Source organism: Nisaea sp. (genome assembly GCF_039990255.1).
Lineage (GTDB): Bacteria > Pseudomonadota > Alphaproteobacteria > Thalassobaculales > Thalassobaculaceae > Nisaea.
In genome coordinates this window covers 68336-88479 of record NZ_JBDXGG010000004.1, presented here as the reverse complement: position 1 = coordinate 88479, position 20144 = coordinate 68336, and the positions used below count along the sequence as shown (strand labels likewise).

Below are 20144 nucleotides of genomic sequence, written 5' to 3'. Positions count from 1 at the left end.
CGTGCGTCCTGAGACCGATGACGTCGTCGCTCATTTTGCGCGGATCGACGGTTTCTTCGTTTCCGTTAGCTCTCTGACCCAGGATGTCTATCGGGGACGCGATGTCCGCAGCGTCATCAATCAGATGCTGGAACGTCATCCGCTTATGGTGCCTCGGTCAGAGGAGGGCGGAAAGCTCTTCTTGCATCCAAGTGTAGTGCTCACAGCATTTGTCGCGGCCGCTTTTGTGATGGCGATCGACGAAGCGCGGGCGCAATCGCTCGAAGATGTTTTTGCTGAAGTCCTGGCCCCTTCCGACGGAAGCACGCCTGCCTTGAGCGCTTCCGGTAAAAGTGTTTCGGGTGCTCCGGAGGTCGAAATCCTTGGGGCGCGAATGGACGCTACGGGTGAAGACAACACTGGATATAGTCACGCGGCACTGCTCGGCGTGGTGATGATGGCTTACAGCCTCATGTCTCAAGAGGTGGAACGCCTTAACCTGAATGATGTCTGGGATGATCGAGCTGAAGTGACGGGCGATGGGCATGAGCTGGTGCCGGATCTCGAGCCAGTCTTTGTCGCCGATGAAAACTGGTCCCGTGGCGATGATGCTGCGGCCGAGTTCTTTATTAGGAACAAACCTGCTGGAGCCATTGTCGCCGAAACGACAGGCGAGAGCGGAGCGGAAAACGTCGACCAAAAGACTTCGATTCTAGTTGCCAATAATTGGCCTACTCTTTTGCTTCACGCTGATGATGGCCCGGTTGATGCGGGGCAAACAGCTGATTCTTCAGGGAAGCTTGAAGAGAAGCTTGCCGACTTCATTGTCCTCAGAGGGGACTCTGCGCAAGACAAGCTTCAAGACGCCCCCCAAGAGGCGGCCGACAATCAGCAGAGTGCAGATACTGTTGAGGTCAGTGATACTGAGGATGACGACCTTGCGTCGCTCTCTGCGGTCGCCCGTGAAGCTTTAGAGACGGTGTCACTGTTGAAAGAGGATTCAGGTAGCCTTCAACTGGCCAATATCGGCATCTCCACTGATAGTCGCGGCGAACTGTTCACGGTCGGTATGCTGTCGGGGGAAGTTGTCGTTGGGCCTGTCCTCCGCAACGCCTCGGAAATAGCGGAGCCGGACGATGCCGAGGAGGCGGTCGGCACCCCTTTTTCATATCGGGAAGAGAAGATTACCGTCCAGGAAACCCCGGCTGTTCCAATTGCGGGTCATTATCTGGGAAGAGAGGGAGTGTCTCTTTCCGATTCCATTGATGTTCTGTTCTATGACGGCGGAGACTTCACTGTCAGTGGATTTGAGCTCGGTAAGGACCTTTTGTGGTTCTTCCTGACCCCGGATCAGATTTCCGCAGCGCAGAGTGAGATCATCAATGGGGACGATATGATGATTTCCTTTGAGGGTGTGGGGACATTGACGTTCGTAGATGTCCTTGGCGGGGCTGCGGCAGCAGAACTGATTTGATGGCTGTTCTTGATCCAGGAGCGCGTGTCCACGGAGCGATAGAGTCATTGCTTATCGAGTGTCGAGGGCTTATGGAGGGGCGAGATATATCGTTGTCCCGGTTTTTCGCCCGGACAGTCTTTGAATTGGCATGACGTAACGCTAATTACGGTCTCAGTAGAATATGAAAAAAAAGAACACGACCGCCCTTCAAGAGGCTGTAGCAGCCTGCAAGGCTAATCTGGGCGTTACGATCCTATTCAGCTTTTTCATCAATCTGCTGATGTTCGTCGCGCCGTTGCACATGCTGCAAATCTACGATCGCGTCTTGGTAAGCCGAAGCGAGGTAACGCTCATTGTGCTGACAGTCCTCGCGTTGGGGCTGCTGGCAATTTATGGGATCCTGGAAGGTGTGCGCTCGCGCATTCTGGTTCGGACGGGTCTGAAGTTTGATGAAATTCTGAACGACCGGCTGTTTCGAGCTGTTTTCCGGGGCTCGGTGCGCAATCCCGCAATGGGAACCGGTCAGGCCCTGCGCGATATGGACATGGTCCGGGAGTTCATTTCCGGCGGGGCCATTATTGCGCTTTGTGACGCGCCCTGGGTTCCGATTTTCATCTTTGCCGGTTTTCTGCTGCACCCTGTGCTTGGTTTAATTTCGCTCGGTGGAGCGATAATAATTTTTGCCCTGGCATTGGCGAACGAGTTGTTGACCCGGAAGCTTCTGGCGAAGGGCGGCGCGGTTAGCATACAGGCGACGAATACCGCGACGGCGAGCCTGCGTAATTCCGAAGTCGTTCATGCAATGGGGATGATCTCGGCAATCAAGGACCGCTGGACCCGGAGCCACGGCAACACACTGACGCATCAGTCGCGCGCGAGTGACCGTGCCGGCGGCATCATGGCGGCTTCGCGGTTTGTCCGCATGGCGCTGCAGGTTTCCATTCTGGGGACAGGCGCCTTTCTCGCGATCGAGAACGAGATCTCTCCCGGCGTCATGATTGCTGCGTCAATTATCATGGGCCGTGCTCTGGCGCCCGTCGAGCTGGCCGTCGGGCAATGGAAAAATTTCTCGAGCAGCCGAAGCGCCTATCAACGCCTGAGCGCAATGTTCGAAGCCATTCCCGACACAGCGGCTCCGATGGAACTGCCTGCCCCGAAAGGACATATCTCCGTTCAGACTGTCACGGTGGTGCCGCCGGGCGGGCGTGTCCCCGTCGTAAAGGGTCTGACACTGGATCTGACACCGGGAACATCGGTCGGGCTTGTCGGGCCGAGTGGTTCCGGTAAATCCTCCCTGGCCCGTGCGCTTGTGGGCGTCTGGCCTGTCGTGGCGGGATCAATCCGGTATGATGGCGCCGAGCTGGCTCAGTGGGATCCGGAAGTTCTCGGCCCGCACCTTGGATATATGCCGCAGGATGTTGAATTGTTCGATGGCACGGTCGCCGAGAATATTGCGCGCTTCCAGGATTTCGATCCGGGCGACGTGGTAACGGCCGCCCAGAAGGCGGGCGTGCACAATATGATTCTCGAGTTGCCCGACGGCTACGATACGAGCATCGGTGCCGGCGGACAGGCGCTTTCCGGTGGTCAACGCCAGCGTGTCGCTTTGGCGCGTGCCCTTTATGGCGAGCCGCGCATTCTCATCCTTGACGAGCCGAACGCCAATCTGGATACGGACGGCGAGCAGGCTTTGTCAGCTGCGTTGCAGCAGGCCAAGGCCGACGGCTGCACAGTTGTTGTGATCAGCCATCGCCCTTCGCTGCTGGCAGGCGTAGACAAGATTGCCGTTCTGAAGGACGGAGTGCTGGTGAAATATGGGCCGAGAGACCGGATCATGAATGAATTGAGCGCGCCGACGCCCGTAAAGGCATTGGCAACCGCTGACGGGACCCGCTCGTAATTGCCGCCAGACGCAATTTCTGAAGACCAGAGGATTACAGTAATGTCCATTCAGGAAGCGACGCCCCAATCCGCGCCGGAAATCATGCCGAGAAAGCCGTCCCTGAAGCGCCCTTCTTCGAGCATATCCGGAGTGGTTGCGTTCGGTCTGATTGTCGTCTTGGCCATTTTTGGCGGGATCGGCGTTTGGTCGGCTGTTGCACCTTTGGCGCGCGCCGTACTGGCGCCGGCGGTTCTCGCGGTCAAGGGAGAGCTGAAGGTCGTGCAGCATCTCGAAGGCGGTATTGTTGAAAACGTCTATGTCGAGGAAGGCGAGCACGTAACGAAGGATCAATTGCTTCTTCGTTTGAACCCGATACAGGCCGGCGCAACGGCTTCCCGATTCCGATACCAGCTTGACCAGGCCCTGATCCGTGCTGCGCGGCTGGAGGCCGAACTGAGAGGCGACGATAGCATCACATTGAGCGGGGAGCTTCAGGAGCGCGTATCCGCGGTTCCGGAGATCTCGAATATGGTGGCGGATGAGCAGGATCAGCTTAACGCGCGCCAGGAGAGCTTCAACGGGAACATTACGATCCTGGAGCAGCGGATAGAGCAGTATAACGCTCAGATTTCCGGCCTGAATATCCAGCGGCAATCGCGACTCGATCAGATCGACATTTTCGAAGACGAAATCGTTGGTCTTCGCGATCTGTACAGGAAGGGATTCTATCCGCGCTCTCAGGTGCTTGCGATGGAGCGCGCGCTGGTGCAGCTCAAGGGCGCGGTTGGCAGCGACGATGCGGATATCGCGCGCGCTCAAAGCGGGGCCGGCGAATCGCAAAGCCAGATCATCAATATGAAACAACGCTTCCGGGAGGAGGTTGTTGCCGAACTGCATGAGGTGCAGGCGGAAATTGCGGATCTGAAAGAGCGCGTGGTTGTCGCGAACGATATCTATCAGCGCATTGAGATCCGCGCGCCACAGTCCGGAATCATCCAGAACCTGCAGGTCCATACAATCGGTGGCGTGGTGAATCCCGGCCAAGGATTGATGGAAATCGCGCCCCAGGATAAGGGACTTGTCGTTGACGCCCGGGTTTCGACCACGGACATCGACAGTGTTAGCATTGGTCAAAGCGCGGAAGTGCGACTTACCGCCCTCAATTTGCGCAACACGCCAGCTATTTACGGAAATTTGAAAACAATATCGGGCGATGCGCTGACCGCCAGGGATACCGGGCAACAATATTTCCGTGTCCGTGTCGAAATTCCGGATGACGAGCTCCAGAAGTTGGGGCCTGTCAAACTCTCGGCGGGGATGCCGGCCGAGGTGCTGATCCAGGCAGGCGAGCGCACGGCATTGCAATACCTGATAAAACCCATTCTCGACGCTTATGCGCGTGGGCTGAACGAGGAGTAAGGCGCCACCCGCGTCTATAAGGACATAATTCAAGGAAAACGAAATGAGCGATTCTGAAAATCCGGGCCAAACAGCCACATTGCCGGCCGAAGACAAGGAACGCGTCAGCCGGCTGACGGCGGACATCATGGAGCCTGCATTGCGGAAAGCCATCACGCAGGCGGTGGCCGAAGCTCCTGAGATGGAAGTCATCAGCGCGATCGCAAATGCCTATGCGGCCCTTCTGATCGAGACCCTTGGCGCGAAGCCCGCCGCCGGCTTCTTGCGGGCCCATGCCGATCATATCGATTCGCTTGAAGAGAAATCGGCAATGGCCGGAAAACACTAAATATTTTTCCATTCCGGAATTTCCGCTCTTGCGGAGCGATGCCTGGTATAGTAATTACTGTACTTGGGATCAGAACGGGGGGTCCGTTAAGTTCCGGAATATTTATTGGCGGCAGCCCCGAAAGCAGATATTACGAAGTCTGTTTTCGGGGCGGTCGCTAACCGTCTGGCGGAAGGGGTAGCAGCCTGCCGTCTGGTGTGACGTCAAAACCAAAAAAGTGGAGTTATTCCCATGTCAGTCGCTACAACATTTGACGAGAGTTTTTATCTCTCGAACAACGCGGATGTGGTTCTTGCCATTTCCCAGGGTCATTTTTCGTCTGCGCTGCAGCACTACCAGCTCTTCGGTGGTAAGAGCGAGCTGCGCGATCCGAACTCGACCTTCGATGCATCCTACTACGCATCTAAGAACCCGGACGTTCTGACCGCTGTTTCAAACGGCCTGGTCGCAAACGTTTTCACGCATTACCAGGCCTTTGGTGAAACTGAAAACCGTGCGCCGTCCTCTGCCTTTGAAGGCTTCACTGCCGATGCTTATCTGGCTGCGAACGCTGACGTGCAGGCTGCCCTGACTGCAGGCACGATTACCTCCGCTCTCGAGCACTACATCGCGTTTGGTCAGAATGAAACGCGTTCTGGTGCTGGCGTCTCGGCTCCGACGGGGACGACTTTCACCCTGACGACCGGTGCGGACAATTTCACTGGTGCTGCAACCAACGACATTTTCAACTCGACGCAGGATCTGACAGCGGCCAACACCGTTGGGGCGACCTCAACGTTGGGCGCGGCCGATCAGCTTGATGGCGGTGCTGGTAACGATACACTGAACATCGTTTACTCAGGCGCGTTTGCAACCAACACCGGTCTCCCGGTGGCAAGCATCTCTAACATTGAAGCAATCAATGTTCGTAATGCCACATCCAACGCTCTCACAGGCATCGATCTCTCCAACGTTTCCGGCCTGACAAGTTTTGCGTCAGACCGGTCGAATGGAAACATTACCGCTACAAATGCTGCTAATGGCACGGCTTTCGGCCTGATCGGCAATGGTACAGTGACCACTGCTGGTACATACAGCTTCGGCAGTGTGGCGGGTGCGACAGCGCATACGCTCAACATTTCCGGCGGCATGGTCGGCACGGCAGCAACCGCTCTCACCGGAACGGGTGTTCTTGCTACCACCATTAACTCCACTGGTGCCTCAAACACTGTGGGCACGATTGCGGCTGCTGCATCGTCAACATCGCTCACCATTAATGCTACCAGCGCTTTGACAACTGGTGCCATTACTGCTGCTGGCGTCACTGGCGCTAACCTGACTGTTTCAGGTACGGCAAACGTGACCACGAACATTGCTGCTGTCGCTGCGACGGCTGTAACGGTGTCGAATACAACTGGCGCAGTTAATCTGGGCACGTTGAATAACGCTACGGTTACTGTTGATGCGTCAGCTAACACTGGCGGAGTCACCACGACTCTCGGTACCGCGACAACGACGAAGTTCACAGGTGGTGAAGGTAACGATACCCTTACGACGGGTGCCGTTCTCACGACGGGTACCGCTGATGGTGGTGCCGGTACAGACAAGCTTGTGCTTGGTACGAACGTTGCTCATGCCAATACGTCTTCTTTGGGCGGCAAATACACCAACTTCGAAACCTTGTCGCTGAATGGCACGTTCGATGCGTCGCTGATTGCAGGCATTACAGCTATCGAGCTGACCGGCGCGACTAACAACATTTCGAAGATGTCCGCTACGCAGGCCTCTGCTGTGACTGGTACAGTAGACATCGCTGCCACCACTTTGGCGCTGAGTGATGCGACCGGTACCGCCGATAGCTTGACGCTTACGCTCGGTACAGGTGCTGCTGATGCAACTGAGGCAACCGACACCGGTACTCTGACGGTTAACGGGTTCGAAACACTGAACCTGGTCGCTAACCATGGTACTACGGCGACCACGACCGCCCTTAAGACCTCGACCATCGCAGCGCTTGCTGCGGATTCTGTCACGGCAATTAATCTGACTGGTGGTGCGTTCGATTTTACAAACGCAGCAACCACAAAGGCTGTCGCCATTGATGGTTCGGCATTGACTGCTGGTCTGACAATCGCTGGTAACCTGGTCGGAGCATCCACTGTGACTGGTTCGGCTGTTGTCGACGCGATTACTCTGGGCACCGCCGCCGGCGCTACCTTCAATCTCGGTGCGGGCAATGACACGATCACCGGTACCGTGGCTCAGATCAATACTGGAGCAAACTACAACAACATCAACGCTGGCGACGGCACTGATAAGCTGACCATCAACAATGGTGCAAACACTGCGGTTACGATCGTAGATAACAACCTCAGCAAGATCACCGGAGTTGAGGAAATTGTTGTCAGCACGTCAGGAACTGCAGCCCAGTCGATCACGACCGGTGGCTTTTTTGACACCAACTTCAAAGCAACCGGTGTCAATCTGACGACAAACTCGACGACTGGTAATGTCACAATCGACATGACCTCATTCTCGGGAGCAGCCACTCTTGCAGCAACGACTGTTGGTACCGGTGGTGGTGAGGGTGCGATCAACATTCAAACTGGCTCAGGTGCTGACACGATTACAGTGACTGCAGCGGCGGCCGGTGATACTTCTGTTGTGAAGACCTTCGCAGGTAACGATAAAATTACATCTGCAGGTGCTGAAGCAACGACAGTCACTGGTGGTGCTGGGGACGATACCCTTGTCTTCGGAAGCTCTGGCGTAAACACGGCGGTGTTTGAAAACACAGCTGCGCTTAACGGAGCAGACACCATTACCGGCTTCGCGCTTACGGACATCATCAATTGGGTCCAGGGTGGAGCAGAAACGGAAGTTACGGGTGCTCTGACGACCACTGCTGATGTCTTCTATCAACTTGGTGGTCAGGCTGCTGGCTCTGCGGACAGTGCGTCAGCTGCAGCAACTGCATTGAATGCAGCTGCTACATTCACGGATGCTAATGCAACGGCATGGATTGCAATCTCGGATGACAACTCGACGGCTATCTACGAGTGGACCGATACAGCAGCAAGTGCCAATGAAGTTGCAGCAGGCGAGTTGACGCTTGTTGGTACGATTGACCTTGCTATGTCGAGCGCTCAGCTTGCGACAGCAATCACGATCGTCTAAATCGCTTAAAAGTACACTGCTGGTTTTATAGCTAGCTGTGTAACCTAAGCATCAAGGAACCCCTGTGGCTTAAGCTGCAGGGGTTTTTTGTTCATGAATTGGTCTTGACCTAACGATACTGAGACAGTTTTAACTTCTATGCCCCGTGTAAAAAAAACACTGTGAAAAGCCAAGAACCGCAAGGAGCGGCTATGACCGAAGATCAGAAGATTACCATCAATGGCAAGGAATACGCGCTGAGCGAGATGTCCGACGAGGCGAAGGAGCAACTCAACAATCTTCAAATCACCGAACTTGAAATCCAGCGACTCAATTCGCAAATTGCGATCGCGCAAACCGCTCTGGCGGCCTATGGACAAGCGCTCACGATCGCGCTGGACCGGCCGGGTGACGCGGGGAGCCAACTCCAGATCTAATCCTAATTGTTTCTATCCGGAGAAACAGACTTCCACGACGCGACCGAACGATTTAAAGAAATGGGAGGTACTTAATTTTCGATACTACTTTAGGTGAGGGACATGTGGACTGAGGGATATGTTTCTGGCATCGACTACACACACGGATACTATCCCGAATTGTCGCCCGCTCGGCTTCAACTTGCCGCCCTCACTGCAGGTTATGATGTTCCTGAATGCAAGCCCGGCGCGCTCAGCTACCTTGAATTGGGGTTTGGCCAGGGTTTGTCGGTCAACATTCATGCGGCTGCAACGGGGGGGCGGTTCTGCGGAACCGATTTCAATCCTTCCCACGCTGCCAATGCGCAAAGTCTTGCGGCGGCCAGCGGAGCCGAACTGACGGCTCTCGACGATTCGTTCGGAGAGCTGGCTGCGCGCACGGATCTACCCAAGTTCGACATCATCGCCCTGCACGGTATCTGGTCGTGGATATCCGACGCAAATCGGGCACTGATTGTCGATATCGCAAAGCGCCACCTCAAGCCAGCCGGGCTGTTTTACATCAGCTACAACGTCACTCCCGGCTGGTCACCCGCCATGCCCCTCCGCCATCTCCTGACGGAGCATGCTGAACGTTCCGGGCAGGGACCGATCGCCGACCGAATCAACAATTCGCTCGAATTCGCACAAAGGGTCGTCGATACCGGTGCCACCTACTTCAAGGCAAACCCCGCAGTCGCTGAGCGGTTGGGGAAGATCAAAGACCACAACCGCAATTATCTCGCCCATGAGTATTTTAATGCGGACTGGCATCCGATGCCGTTCAGCCGTACTGCCGCGATGCTCGAAGCCGCGAAGCTGACTTTTGCCGCCTCAGCGCATCTGTTGGACAATGTCGATGCGGTCAATCTCAGCGCCGACGCGCAAAAACTGCTCGGTGAAATTCCAGACCCGGTTTTGCGGCAAACAGTGCGGGACTATTTCGTCAACCAGCAATTTCGCCGCGACGTCTTCATCAAAGGCGCACGTCCCCTGCCCCCGCTCGAACGTATTCGACGGCTTCAGGCACAGGCATTCGCACTAATGGTTTCAACCGAGGAACGCCCGGAAAAAGTCACCGGGTCTCTCGGAGAGGCAAACCTCCAGGAGACGGTCTACAAACCGATATTCGACGCTCTCGCCTCCGATGGCAATTCACCCAAGACGATCGTACAGCTCCAGTCGCTCTGTGAGGGGGTGGATTTTAACCAGATCATTCAGGCCCTTCAGGTCCTGATAGGGGCAGGCGCTGTCGCCCCAACGCAGGACAAGTCATCTATCCAGAGCTCCCGAAAGGCCACGAAATTACTGAATAGCGAACTATGCCGACGGGCCGAGGCCTCGACCGATGTCAATCATCTGGCATCGCCTGTAACCGGCGCCGGGGTTCAAGTTAACCGATTCGAACAATTGTTCCTCCGCGCTATCGAACTGAAGGAAAAAGACGCGCCCGGTTATGCTTGGCGTCTCCTGAAAGTGCAGGGCCAAAGCATCCTGAAGGAAGGGAAGGCCCTCGAAGGTGACGATGCCAATCTGGTCGAGCTGCGCGCCCAACACGACTCGTTCGAGGCCAATAGGCTACCTGTCCTGAAGTCTCTCGGAATCGCCTGACAGGCCACTCGTCGATCTCCAGAATTTCAGATCGTGTGCAAGCTTAAGGGCACGTCGGATGCTCCGGCGCCGCAAGACGACTTTTCTGTCATGCTCGGCATCCGCGCGTTGCGCAGTAGGTCATGGATGTGCTCGCTGCTCTCCTCACGAATCTGGGCAGGGGAGAATTTGGCCTTGTGCAGCAGTTCGCCCGTCTCCGAAACGGCCCACGCCAGTTTCCGGCCGTGAACTAGATCTCGCCGGGCCAGACATCTTAGAAACCGGCAATTTTGATAAATGTAAGCGAAGCATATGGAGGATATCCAAGTGGTATTCTGCATCAGAATATCTTGACGTCCTTCTCTCTGCCGCAACGATAAGCCATGGAGAAACTTGATATTCCAATAATGCCATCTTCAACGGACTGCCAATTTTAGAGGGAGGCAGAATAGGGGCGTTGGCATTTGCCTGTCGGACAAGTGGTTTCTCGGTCAAACATGGACAGCAACGCACGAGAGATGTGAACAATGGACGCATTGCTGCAAACAGCCCAAGCGCACGCTCAAGCCGCCCGCTTCACAGAGTTTCTCGCTCTTTGCACTGAGATTACGGCAGGGCGCCCTAATGACCTTACAACGCTTCTTGATGTCGGCGCTCTCCTCTCCAGCTTCGGGTTTGTTTCATCCGCTCGAGAGTGCTTTGAACAGGCGCGTGCGATTGCCCCCCGCGACCTTCGAGCAGTTGTGAATCTCGCCAATCTGAGCCGTGATTGTGGAGACCACAAAGAGGCTCGCTCTCTCTACATTTCACTTCTGGAATCGCTACCCAACCACCCGGTAATTCAGCGAAATGTTGTCGTCAGTTTGGAATACGATCCCGATGTACCGGACGAAGATCGGATAGCTGCGGCCCGAGCATGGGGTGACTGGTCCATCGCACAAGCGGCCGGCCTGCGTAAACGTCCGCCGCGACAGCCGTATCAGGGTCGACCCTTGCGCGTCGGTTACGTGTCAGCCGACTTTTGCCAGCACACAGTCGGTTTGTTCGTGAAAGACGTGATCAAAGCACATGACCCCGTGCACGTGAATGTCTTTGCCTACAGCGCCGGTCACATCAAAGACTGGGTCACAGAGGCCGTTTCTGCCTGTTGCAGGTTTCGTAATGTGGCTGCTTTGGATGACACAGCCCTGGCCGACCTCATTCGCGCAGACAAAATCGATGTTCTGGTTGATCTCTCCGGCCACACTTCCGGTTCACGGCTCACTATGTTTGCACATAGGCCTGCACCAGTGATGGTTTCGTGGCTCGGTTATTTCGCCACGACTGGCTTACCTTACATGGATGCGGTTCTTCTGGATGAATGGCATGCGCCAGCGGGGACCGAAAAGAACTTCGTTGAGCCGATCATTCGGTTGCCTCAGCGCCTCTGTTATACTCCGGTGCCCTGGATGCCGGAGGTTGTACCGGGGGCGTTCATTCGGAACGGCCACATCACCTTTGGCAGCTTCAATAACACCGCAAAGCTCAATGCCGGGGTCATTGACCTGTGGGCCAGGATTCTGAGTAGCGTTGCCAATTCCCGATTGGTGCTTAAATGGCGCACCTTCAACGACGAACTCTATAAACAAGAGGTGCTGGCCAAGTTCACCAATCATGGAGTTTCCGAAAGTCGTATTGACCTCAGAGGCCCGAGTTTTCACGTCGATATGCTCGAGGAGTATGGCGATATTGATATCGCACTCGATCCCTTCCCTTTCACGGGTGGTCTCACAAGTTGTGAAGCGTTGTGGATGGGAGTGCCCGTGATCACATGGCCGCAGAGCCGCGTCGTCAGTAGGCAGACGACAGCCTTTTTACATCAGATCGGTTTGTCGGGATTGGTGGCTAAAGATGTAGATGACTACAGTCGCATAGCGCTGGAACTGGCTGAAGATAGAGCGCAACTGAAGCACCTCCGCAGCACCTTGCGTCAGCGCATGCAGGTTTCCCGGTTTGGTGACGTAGATGGGTTTACAAGAGAATTGGAAAAATCATTGAGTGAGCTTTACACGCGGGTCGAAGCTGGCACAGACGAGGTTCGTTGAGTCTTAAAGCAGTTTTACACTTTCGACCCGGTCATCTTGATAACGGCGCATAACCCACTGCGGCTTTCCAATACTCCGTAACTTCTCCGGATCGTCTGAAGGGCCAGCCGATCCGGGCCACGCGGTCGTCACCGCCAAAAATTCAGGTAGCGCGATAGTCTACGGGCTAGCCGTAGGCTTCGGCTGCGGAAAATGGCTTCTTTTTCGGCGTTCGCCTTGCGCAGCAGATCATGTATGTGCTCGCTGCGCTCGCGTTCCTGGGCAAGGGAGAAATTGGCCTTGTGCAGTAATTCATTCGTCTCGGTGAGGGTGGCCGTTAGTTTGTGGTAGGATTCGCTCAGAGAATGGACCTGCTGCATATACGGCGCCATGAAGCTTTCAAAGGGCAGTCTGGGGATGCTGGCGATACAGGTGTCAGCGCGTGCGTCCGTCACGGCCTCTGGTTTTTTCAGACCGACCATGAATTCGATCTGGCCGGGCAGTGTGTCCGAGAAACCGCCAACCTGACAGTACAGAATACCGTTCTGGATCAGTTTCCGGATCACCTCGAAGAAGCTCCAGGGGGTGAAGATGCTGACATGCACGTCATAATAGGCCTGGTTCGCATGGACATCCTGAGCCGCTGCCCAGGCGTCCGTGCTGGTTCCCATGGGAAGAACGTTCTCACTGTTCATCGACCCGGCCCAGACCCCGCCGCCATCGACACTCATCGCACTGGAAAACTGGTCATATACCGCAGAGACCGGGGGGATGGAGCGCTTGTTCAGATAGGCCTCGACCATCTGCCCGAAAGTTGTGAGGGGACGCTGGATATCGAACGTGAACCGCTTGTCCGGGACGACGAGGAACAGCATGCCGCCGGGATTGAGGATCTGGAACAGGTCCTTGAGCCACTGAATCGGGTTCGGCACATGCTCCACGACGTGAGAGGCGACGATATAGTCGAACGTCTGGTCGCCGACGGCTTTCAGGATGTCGCCATCCGGGCAGATGAAATCGACCTCGACGATCTTGTCGGTGTCGACCGACTCGTCCGCTCCGTATTTCTGGCGCAGACCCTCGGTGGAGAGGTGATCAAGATAAGAGATCTTACGCTCTTTGCCCTCGACGGCCGGTTCGACAAGAGGTCGGTCCAGCGGCCCGATTTCAAGCCCGGTGCGTCCGTCGATGTCCACGAGTTCATGAAGAAATGCCCGGCGCGACTCCGTCATGGTTTCAGCCCTCTTTTTTCTGTTGCCATGGCCATGCGTTCCCCCGCTCCAGCTCGAGCGAGAAGCCGCGCATCAAGGAGAGGTTGGGGTTGTAACAGGGGTCGTTCTCAATAAGGGCAGCCCATCGCTCTTTCATATACAGGGCTTCCCGCTCGAACCGTGCTGCTTTCTCGGGCGTCGTATCGTGCCCCCGCGAGACAGACTCGTGATGATAGAGCTCCGCGAACGGCGTGTAGAGATTGCGGTAACCGGCCTCCTGGATACGCAGGCAGAAATCCACATCGTTGAAGGCGATCGCCAGGTTGATCTCGTCCAGACCGCCAACTTCCTCGAAAATCTCTTTGCGTATGGCGAGGACGGCCGCTGTCACAGCGGAATAATTCCGGATAATACGGCTCCCGCCGAACGCGCCGGAGGCGGATCGTTCGAGCCTCGGGTGGGCATATCCTGCAACACCCCCCATGCCGACGATGATGCCGTCATGCTGAACGTGATCATCCGGATAATAAAGGCGGGCACCAACGGCTCCGATGCCGGGACGCAGCGCATGGGAGACGAGTTCGCTTAGCCAGTCGGGGTGGATCACCTCGATATCGTTATTGAGCAGAACCAGAACCTCACCGGTTGCCTGTTTTGCCGCGAAATTATTGATGGCCGCATAGTTGAACGCCCCCGGATAGTCGAGGATGCGCACTGTGTCGCTCCTGACCCTGTCGAAGAAAGCGCGCGTTTCAGACAACTGGCTGTCATTGTCGACGATGAGGATTTCCAGGTCCGGGTAGTCGGTGTCGTTGAGCAGGCCGCCGATGCAGGTTTCCATCAACTGGACCTGGTCTCTTGTCGGGATGATCACAGTGACCCGGGGAGGCGTGCCTGGGAGGGCGTAGCGAACGCGATGGTACGCACCGATCCCTGTTTCCAGGACTTCCGCGTCGACGCTTCGACGTTCAAGAGCGTCGGCAACAACCTGCTTTGACCGTTCATGAGCATAGTCTTTTTCGCCTGCCGCCAGTGCCGTAGACCCACTGACTGCGCGCCAATGATAGAGAATATTGGGGATATGAGCGATCCGCGTGGTGTTCTCAGAAACCCGCAGCGCGAGGTCATAGTCTTGGGCGCCTTCATACCCCTCTCTCAGTCCGCCGACTTTTTCCACGAGCGCGCGCCGATAGACGGCCAGATGGCAAATATAGTTCTGTGACAGAAGAAGGTCAGGATTCCAGTCGGATTTGAAGTTAGGGCTGAACCGGTTTCCGTTTTCGTCAATCTTGTCTTCGTCCGTGTAGACAAGATCGAGGTCGGGCGCCTTGTTCAGCTGCGCGACAACGGCCGCGAGAGCATGGGGGTGCAACTGGTCATCGTGGTCCAGAAAAGTGACGAACTCACCTGTCGCAAGGGCAAGAGCCGAATTGCTTGCCGCGGAGATATGGCCGTTCTCCGGTCGAAAGGTGATCTTTATCCGGTCGTCCTTCTCGATGGAGTCGAGCCACGAGCGAATGGCGGAATCCGTTGAGGCATCGTCAGCGATACACAATTCCCAATTGCCGTAGGATTGACTGGTTACCGATGCGATTGCTTGAGACAGCCAATCGAGATTGGCGTTGTATGTCGGCAGAATAATCGAGACCAGTGGCTGGTAATCGAGATCCGCGACCCATGACGCTATGGATTTATGCTGTTCAGGTGTGTCATGGCGCAGCACCCAATCATCATAATCCTGATGCGGCTCAGATGCGTTAGGCCAGAACTCGTTGAGAGTTGCCCCGAGGCCCCGGCGTGTAAGCGAGCGCACAGTATTGCGCGCGAACCGTAAGGCCGATGTGAGGCCCTGACCGCGCTGCCATCGATCGAGGATGATTGTCCGCCATGCGGAGAGTGCACTGATCTGCAGCACGTTGATGGAGGAGGGCGCGCCCCTGAGAACTCTTAAGGAATGTCCTCTTGCGCCCCTCTGTGCCCGGGCCAGCCAAACATTACGGTCATGCGGAGATAATCTGAGGAGCGATAATCGCTGATTTCCTGATCTCGTGTCCGCCGTAAGAGCCAGATGGCAATCAGAGTTCTTTGTGTCTTCAAGCTCGATCAGCGCCCATTTGGTGAATTTTCCCGAATCCAGCAAGACAGTCGTTTCGCCTTTTGCTTCCGCAATGGTCTTCGGGAATAGCGGGAAAAAGGCTTGCAGGAGACGGGCGCCATACCGGATGGGTGCTGTGATGCGCCATGATGTTGACGATCGATAAGCGTGGTCGAGATTTATGTTTTCGTGTCGCAGCTCATCTATGGTGGCTTCGAGGTTTTTGATGTGGTTTTTCTTGTCGGAAATCGTCGCAGCTTGCTTGGAAACCTCCTTCTTTAGGCTGTCCACCTCGTTGGATTTGTTGATCAAATCTCGATTCAGCAGATTTTTCTCATGCGTAACGCGCGAAAAACTGAGATCCAGGAGCTTCTTTTCACCGAAAAGCGCGTGCACATCCTCGAGCGAGATCGAATCCTTCCGCCGGAATAGCATCGCATAGGGTGTGATGTAGCCGGCGTCGTGCCTGACATCCGGCTCAAAACCGAATTTCGAAAATTTCTTAATCCAGTAGAAGGGCGCATTCACATTGAAATGCGTCGGGTCATCAAAACCATCCGGGGTCGTTGCAAGCAAAACGCTGTCGGCAGCGTCGCACATGTTTTTAATGGCTAGATCGCAATCCTCTTCCTGGATGTGCTCTATGACCTCGATGGTGACGATTAAGTCGTAATGGCGATCAAGGGGCTTCAGAATAGAGGCTTCTGACAGATATTTCCGAATGTCCGGGCGCCCTTGAGAAACAGCATGCTGAGAGACATCCATGCCGAATGCATCAACGCCACGATCTCGGAGACCTGCAACTAAAAGGCCGTAAGCGCAGCCAACCTCAAGAACCGTTTTGGGCTGAATGCTGCGAACGATATTGTCAGCAATACCGTTAAAAAACGAAGTCCAGTGCTCAGTGTGACCGTATGATTCGCCATTGTAATTTTCGTAGTACGACGCGTCATATAGTTCGTCGTTCTTCCGCGAAAGAGTGGTGTCGTCGGTAGGTTTTTTCATTGGGGCATCGGGCTTTCGCGAAAGTGTTTCCTTGATGGCCAACTTAGTTGGCTGGCTTTTGTTCCGAGGTTACGAGTTGGGAATTGTTCAGCCAGGGATATAGATTGTCCAGTCCCCATCCAGCTTCTCTGGCCTTGTCGTTCAACAGGGCCAGCACTTTATGTGCGTTGGTACGGTCTAGGTTGACTGCGGCCACCGGCGTCACTTCAGCTTCATTGCCGTTGGCTGTGTTCTGACGCTGACCGGAAAACCCGATTAAGAGGTGATCGTCGTTCATCTGCATGGTGACTTCGGTCACAAGATGAATGGTCTCCGGATGCAACGCATTTGAGGCTGGCGATTGCTGTTCAATCGGGGCGGATGTGCTTGCGGTTTTGTCGGAGAAGAGCGCGCCAATATGCTCCATCTGGAGAATTTCGTTCTGATGCTTTAGCTGCGCTTTGGCTGCCGGACTCGTTTGCTTGAGGATGTTGCCATAATGGTCCATCAGAACAACAAGCATACGCCGGGTCAGAAGCATGGCTCTGACACCGTTTGCCGCTGTATGAGCCACCATGACCAGTCGATCTTCTGTCGGATTGATTCCCAGGTCCAGTTTCAAGGCGGACGGAAATGTGATCGATGTCTGTTCACTTGGCATAAAATCTGATCCCTCTCGTGGGGTGCTGTGACCGGGATAATCTCACCCCGTTCCGAGGACATGCCGTCAGCAGGTTTAAGGCCGCAGGGCGAACTGTGTTCTCATTTCAAGATATGAAGCTGCCGGCTGCTAAAAGTTAAAATTAAGCTCGTCATTCTGTGGCATCTGGAAAATCTCGTTCCCGAGATTCTTGAGCGCGGCTTCGTTGGCTGCGTGAGCCTCGTAAAGCTTCCCGATCAGCGGCAGATGGGTCATTGAAAGCAACTGCATGTATGCCATGGCAAGGGCGCCAGAACGGCGAATCTCAAGAAAGGCTTCGTCAGGGAGGTCGTTCAGAGCGTTTTCATTGATACGAAACAGCCCCTCAACATTCTTCTCGCCGGCCCCTGTTTTAAGGTTGATTGGCCATGGTTCGATCACATCGTGTTTTCCAAGGCTTGCGCACATGGCGTCAGTTCGTTGCCTGTCCGCATCAACCTGTTGCAGGAAATCTAGGACCTGCTTGGTGGAGGCGGATGGGTTACCTTCGCTGTCGAAAAAGGGCTCCCCTTCGGCGCCATCGACAAGCAGTCCGCTACTATCTTCAAAGCAAAGGATTTTCTCATCATTTTCGGTGTTGGCGAGTGCAAAAGGAAAAGCGCGGAAACCGGCTGGAATATATCCGCCAATCCATTTTCCTTCTTTGGTAACGAAGAGATTGCGGTTTTCCTCGAAACTCAGGACGGCCACGGGATGAAACCGATCCTGGATTCGCGCGAACGCTACAGGTAGATGCATTACTGCCTTCGGCAATTCGGAGGCAACCAGAGCAGCAAGCGTTTGCTGCATCGCAAATTCATATGATGAGTAACGAGCCCAACTCTTGTTCTCGTGAGCGGTTCTGGTCAAGGCAATCAATGACATTGGAAGGCATTCCTGTTCGCAAGCGCTGGATTCAAGAGGCTTATACCCCAAGATGGGCTTTTATCTAGTTATTTGCCTTACACGCTGCCATGGAAAAATGAGTTTAGAGTTTTTGAGCGTCAGGATCAGAATACCCGGATCCAGAATGTATTTGGTGGTGTAATGACGGACAGTTTCCAAGTGGCAGGCGATCAGTGAGCCAACAGACAATAACCAGTGATCAAGCCATCGCGATTGCCGAGAAAGCACTGAATCAAAACCGGCCAGCTGAGGCCGAGGTCCTGATGCGGAAGCTGACCGATGCCACGCCGCGTGAGGCTACGGTGCCACGCTTTCTATTGGGGCTTTCTCTAATAGCGCTTAACCGTGCAGCCGAAGCGATAGAGATTCTAAAGGACTTACTCGAAGTGCAGCCAGCGGTGGGTCAGGCTCGCTCTGCTCTTGCAAATGCAATGGAGGATACAGGCGATACCCGCTCCGCCTATGAAGCCTATCATGCAGCCTTAATCTCGAACCCATCAGACCTCCGAGCCCGTTGGATCGGCGGGCGACTACTGCCTCGGGTCTATCAGGACAACGCGGAGATTTCGCACTGGCGCGAACGCTTCTCAGCAGCTTTGCATAGCCTGACGGGCACGCCGCTTGAAACTCCGGAGCAGGCAGAATTAGCTCTCGCTGGGGTCCTGTTGATGACCAATTTCCAGCTGGCCTACCAATGCGAGGATGACAGGCCGTTACAAGAAGCCTGGGGAAAGTTTGTTCACGCCTCGGTGGCGAAGAGGTTTCTGGATCTTACCGCCCCCTGTCCCCCGCCAGCCCCGTTAAAAGGAAGACGTCTCAAGATCGGTTTGGTATCCGAGCACCTCTATTCTCACACAATCATGCTTCTTTTCGGCCATTGGGTGCTTCAGGCGGATACCTCGCGTGTAGAAATTCACAGTTATATGGTTGGAGGCGCACGCGACGCCTCCTCAGAACTCTTGGCTAAACAGTCCGTCTTTCGAGACCTCCGAAATGCATCGATTGAGGACATGGCGCGGACAATCCGTAACGATGAACTGGACTGTCTGGTCTTTCCCGATCTTGGTATGGGCAAGAACAGCTTCGTCCTTGCGGCCTTCCGGTTGGCGCCGTTGCAGATGGTTTCGTGGGGACATCCGGTGACAACCGGTCTGCCGACCATGGACGTGTTCCTGACCTCGGATGCTATGGAGCCAGAGGGTGGTGAGGCTTTTTATTCGGAGCGGTTGGTCCGGTTGCCGAGGCTTGGCATCTATTATCATCCGACCCATGCAACTTCTGGCAACCGTGCAGCATTTGGCTTACCCGAGAAGGCAATCGTCTATCTCTGTTGCCAGGCGCAGCAGAAATACCTGCCTCAGTATGACTACCTGTTCCCTGCCATCGCCGCAAAAGTACCGGAGGCCCGGTTCGTCTTTATCGAGCATCGCCAGTTTTCCAAAGTGAACCAAGCATTTCGCCAGCGGATTGAGGCGGCTTTCAGGGCGGAGAGTTTGGACTCCGACAAGCATCTGGTTTTTCTCCCGTGGCAGGAGTGGCAGGATTTCCTTCGGCTTTGCAGCGTCTCTGATGTCTTTCTTGACTCAATTGGTTGGTCGGGTGGGAACACGACACTGGAGGCTTTGGCCCAAGGTTTGCCACCTGTCACCTTACCTGGGCGGTTTATGAGAGGCCGCCACACAATGGCGATGCTGAAATTGATGGAGATTGATGATCTGATCGCTGTCGATGAGGCTGACTATGTTCGCATTGCCGTGCGTATGGGGAGCGACGTGGAATTGCGGACCGCTCTGCGGGAGCGTGTGCTCGAGCGACGGGATCGACTTTATAAAGATACTGAGGCTGTAAGAGCTTTCGAAGAGACCGTGAGGCGAGAAATATCGGCGATCGTGCGCTGAATGATCTTGATTGCTCATTATCTACAGCTGATCCCCGGCCCATCGTCAGGCAGGGCTTTGATGT

13 protein-coding genes are annotated in these 20144 nt (G+C 55.1%); 9 read left to right on the top strand and 4 right to left on the bottom strand.

Features of this window, described 5'->3' with window-relative positions; all coding sequences use genetic code 11:
• Window positions 1-229 precede the first annotated feature (229 nt).
• From ABJ076_RS00990 to ABJ076_RS00955, 8 genes are all read left to right on the top strand, one after another.
• Window positions 230-1453 carry a hypothetical protein gene (locus ABJ076_RS00990; protein ID WP_348199504.1) on the top strand — a complete coding sequence of 408 codons (1224 nt, stop codon included), beginning with the start codon at window positions 230-232 and terminating at the stop codon, window positions 1451-1453.
• 163 nt (window positions 1454-1616) lie between these two features.
• A complete protein-coding gene (locus tag ABJ076_RS00985) occupies window positions 1617-3335 on the top strand; it encodes a type I secretion system permease/ATPase (RefSeq protein ID WP_348188401.1) in 1719 nt (572 codons plus the stop codon).
• 42 nt (window positions 3336-3377) lie between these two features.
• Window positions 3378-4736: an HlyD family type I secretion periplasmic adaptor subunit gene (locus tag ABJ076_RS00980; protein WP_348188399.1), complete on the top strand. Its 1359-nt coding sequence runs from the start codon at window positions 3378-3380 to the stop codon at window positions 4734-4736.
• Between the two features lie 43 nt (window positions 4737-4779).
• Window positions 4780-5064: a hypothetical protein gene (locus ABJ076_RS00975; protein ID WP_348188397.1), complete on the top strand. Its 285-nt coding sequence runs from the start codon at window positions 4780-4782 to the stop codon at window positions 5062-5064.
• 231 nt (window positions 5065-5295) lie between these two features.
• Window positions 5296-8220, top strand: a complete 2925-nt coding sequence (locus tag ABJ076_RS00970; RefSeq protein ID WP_348188395.1) for a hypothetical protein — start codon at window positions 5296-5298, stop codon at window positions 8218-8220.
• A gap of 191 nt (window positions 8221-8411) precedes the next feature.
• Window positions 8412-8636, top strand: a complete 225-nt coding sequence (locus ABJ076_RS00965; protein ID WP_348188394.1) for a hypothetical protein — start codon at window positions 8412-8414, stop codon at window positions 8634-8636.
• 102 nt (window positions 8637-8738) lie between these two features.
• Complete coding sequence (locus ABJ076_RS00960; protein ID WP_348188393.1) at window positions 8739-10265, top strand: methyltransferase regulatory domain-containing protein; 1527 nt, start codon at window positions 8739-8741, stop codon at window positions 10263-10265.
• Window positions 10266-10771: 506 nt separating this feature from the next.
• A complete protein-coding gene (locus ABJ076_RS00955) occupies window positions 10772-12328 on the top strand; it encodes an O-linked N-acetylglucosamine transferase (protein ID WP_348188391.1) in 1557 nt (518 codons plus the stop codon).
• Between the two features lie 128 nt (window positions 12329-12456).
• Here the strand turns inward: ABJ076_RS00955 and ABJ076_RS00950 are convergent, their stop codons facing one another.
• The 4 genes from ABJ076_RS00950 to ABJ076_RS00935 all read right to left on the bottom strand — a co-directional run bounded on the left by ABJ076_RS00950 (window position 12457) and on the right by ABJ076_RS00935 (window position 18161).
• On the bottom strand, window positions 12457-13539 hold the full coding sequence (locus ABJ076_RS00950) for a methyltransferase domain-containing protein (protein ID WP_348188389.1): 1083 nt from the start codon (window positions 13537-13539) through the stop codon (window positions 12457-12459).
• Window positions 13540-13543: 4 nt separating this feature from the next.
• Window positions 13544-16618 carry a glycosyltransferase gene (locus ABJ076_RS00945; RefSeq protein ID WP_348188387.1) on the bottom strand — a complete coding sequence of 1025 codons (3075 nt, stop codon included), beginning with the start codon at window positions 16616-16618 and terminating at the stop codon, window positions 13544-13546.
• 43 nt (window positions 16619-16661) lie between these two features.
• On the bottom strand, window positions 16662-17258 hold the full coding sequence (locus ABJ076_RS00940) for a hypothetical protein (RefSeq protein WP_348188385.1): 597 nt from the start codon (window positions 17256-17258) through the stop codon (window positions 16662-16664).
• A 129-nt stretch (window positions 17259-17387) separates the two neighbouring features.
• Complete coding sequence (locus ABJ076_RS00935) at window positions 17388-18161, bottom strand: SapC family protein (protein ID WP_348188383.1); 774 nt, start codon at window positions 18159-18161, stop codon at window positions 17388-17390.
• A gap of 194 nt (window positions 18162-18355) precedes the next feature.
• Here ABJ076_RS00935 and ABJ076_RS00930 point away from each other — a divergent pair, with 194 nt between their 5' ends.
• Window positions 18356-20080, top strand: a complete 1725-nt coding sequence (locus ABJ076_RS00930; RefSeq protein ID WP_348188381.1) for a hypothetical protein — start codon at window positions 18356-18358, stop codon at window positions 20078-20080.
• The last annotated feature ends 64 nt before the right edge of the window (window positions 20081-20144 follow it).

What these genes read in the sequence shown, in the direction of transcription:
- ABJ076_RS00940 (WP_348188385.1), bottom strand. Translation starts at nt 17,258, where the DNA reads ATGCCAAGTGAACAGACATCGATCACATTTCCGTCCGCCTTGAAACTG.
- ABJ076_RS00970 (WP_348188395.1), top strand. Translation starts at nt 5,296, where the DNA reads ATGTCAGTCGCTACAACATTTGACGAGAGTTTTTATCTCTCGAACAAC.
- ABJ076_RS00955 (WP_348188391.1), top strand. Translation starts at nt 10,772, where the DNA reads ATGGACGCATTGCTGCAAACAGCCCAAGCGCACGCTCAAGCCGCCCGC.
- ABJ076_RS00945 (WP_348188387.1), bottom strand. Translation starts at nt 16,618, where the DNA reads ATGAAAAAACCTACCGACGACACCACTCTTTCGCGGAAGAACGACGAA.
- ABJ076_RS00975 (WP_348188397.1), top strand. Translation starts at nt 4,780, where the DNA reads ATGAGCGATTCTGAAAATCCGGGCCAAACAGCCACATTGCCGGCCGAA.
- ABJ076_RS00985 (WP_348188401.1), top strand. Translation starts at nt 1,617, where the DNA reads ATGAAAAAAAAGAACACGACCGCCCTTCAAGAGGCTGTAGCAGCCTGC.
- ABJ076_RS00965 (WP_348188394.1), top strand. Translation starts at nt 8,412, where the DNA reads ATGACCGAAGATCAGAAGATTACCATCAATGGCAAGGAATACGCGCTG.
- ABJ076_RS00960 (WP_348188393.1), top strand. Translation starts at nt 8,739, where the DNA reads ATGTGGACTGAGGGATATGTTTCTGGCATCGACTACACACACGGATAC.
- ABJ076_RS00980 (WP_348188399.1), top strand. Translation starts at nt 3,378, where the DNA reads ATGTCCATTCAGGAAGCGACGCCCCAATCCGCGCCGGAAATCATGCCG.
- ABJ076_RS00950 (WP_348188389.1), bottom strand. Translation starts at nt 13,539, where the DNA reads ATGACGGAGTCGCGCCGGGCATTTCTTCATGAACTCGTGGACATCGAC.
- ABJ076_RS00935 (WP_348188383.1), bottom strand. Translation starts at nt 18,161, where the DNA reads ATGTCATTGATTGCCTTGACCAGAACCGCTCACGAGAACAAGAGTTGG.
- ABJ076_RS00990 (WP_348199504.1), top strand. Translation starts at nt 230, where the DNA reads ATGGCGATCGACGAAGCGCGGGCGCAATCGCTCGAAGATGTTTTTGCT.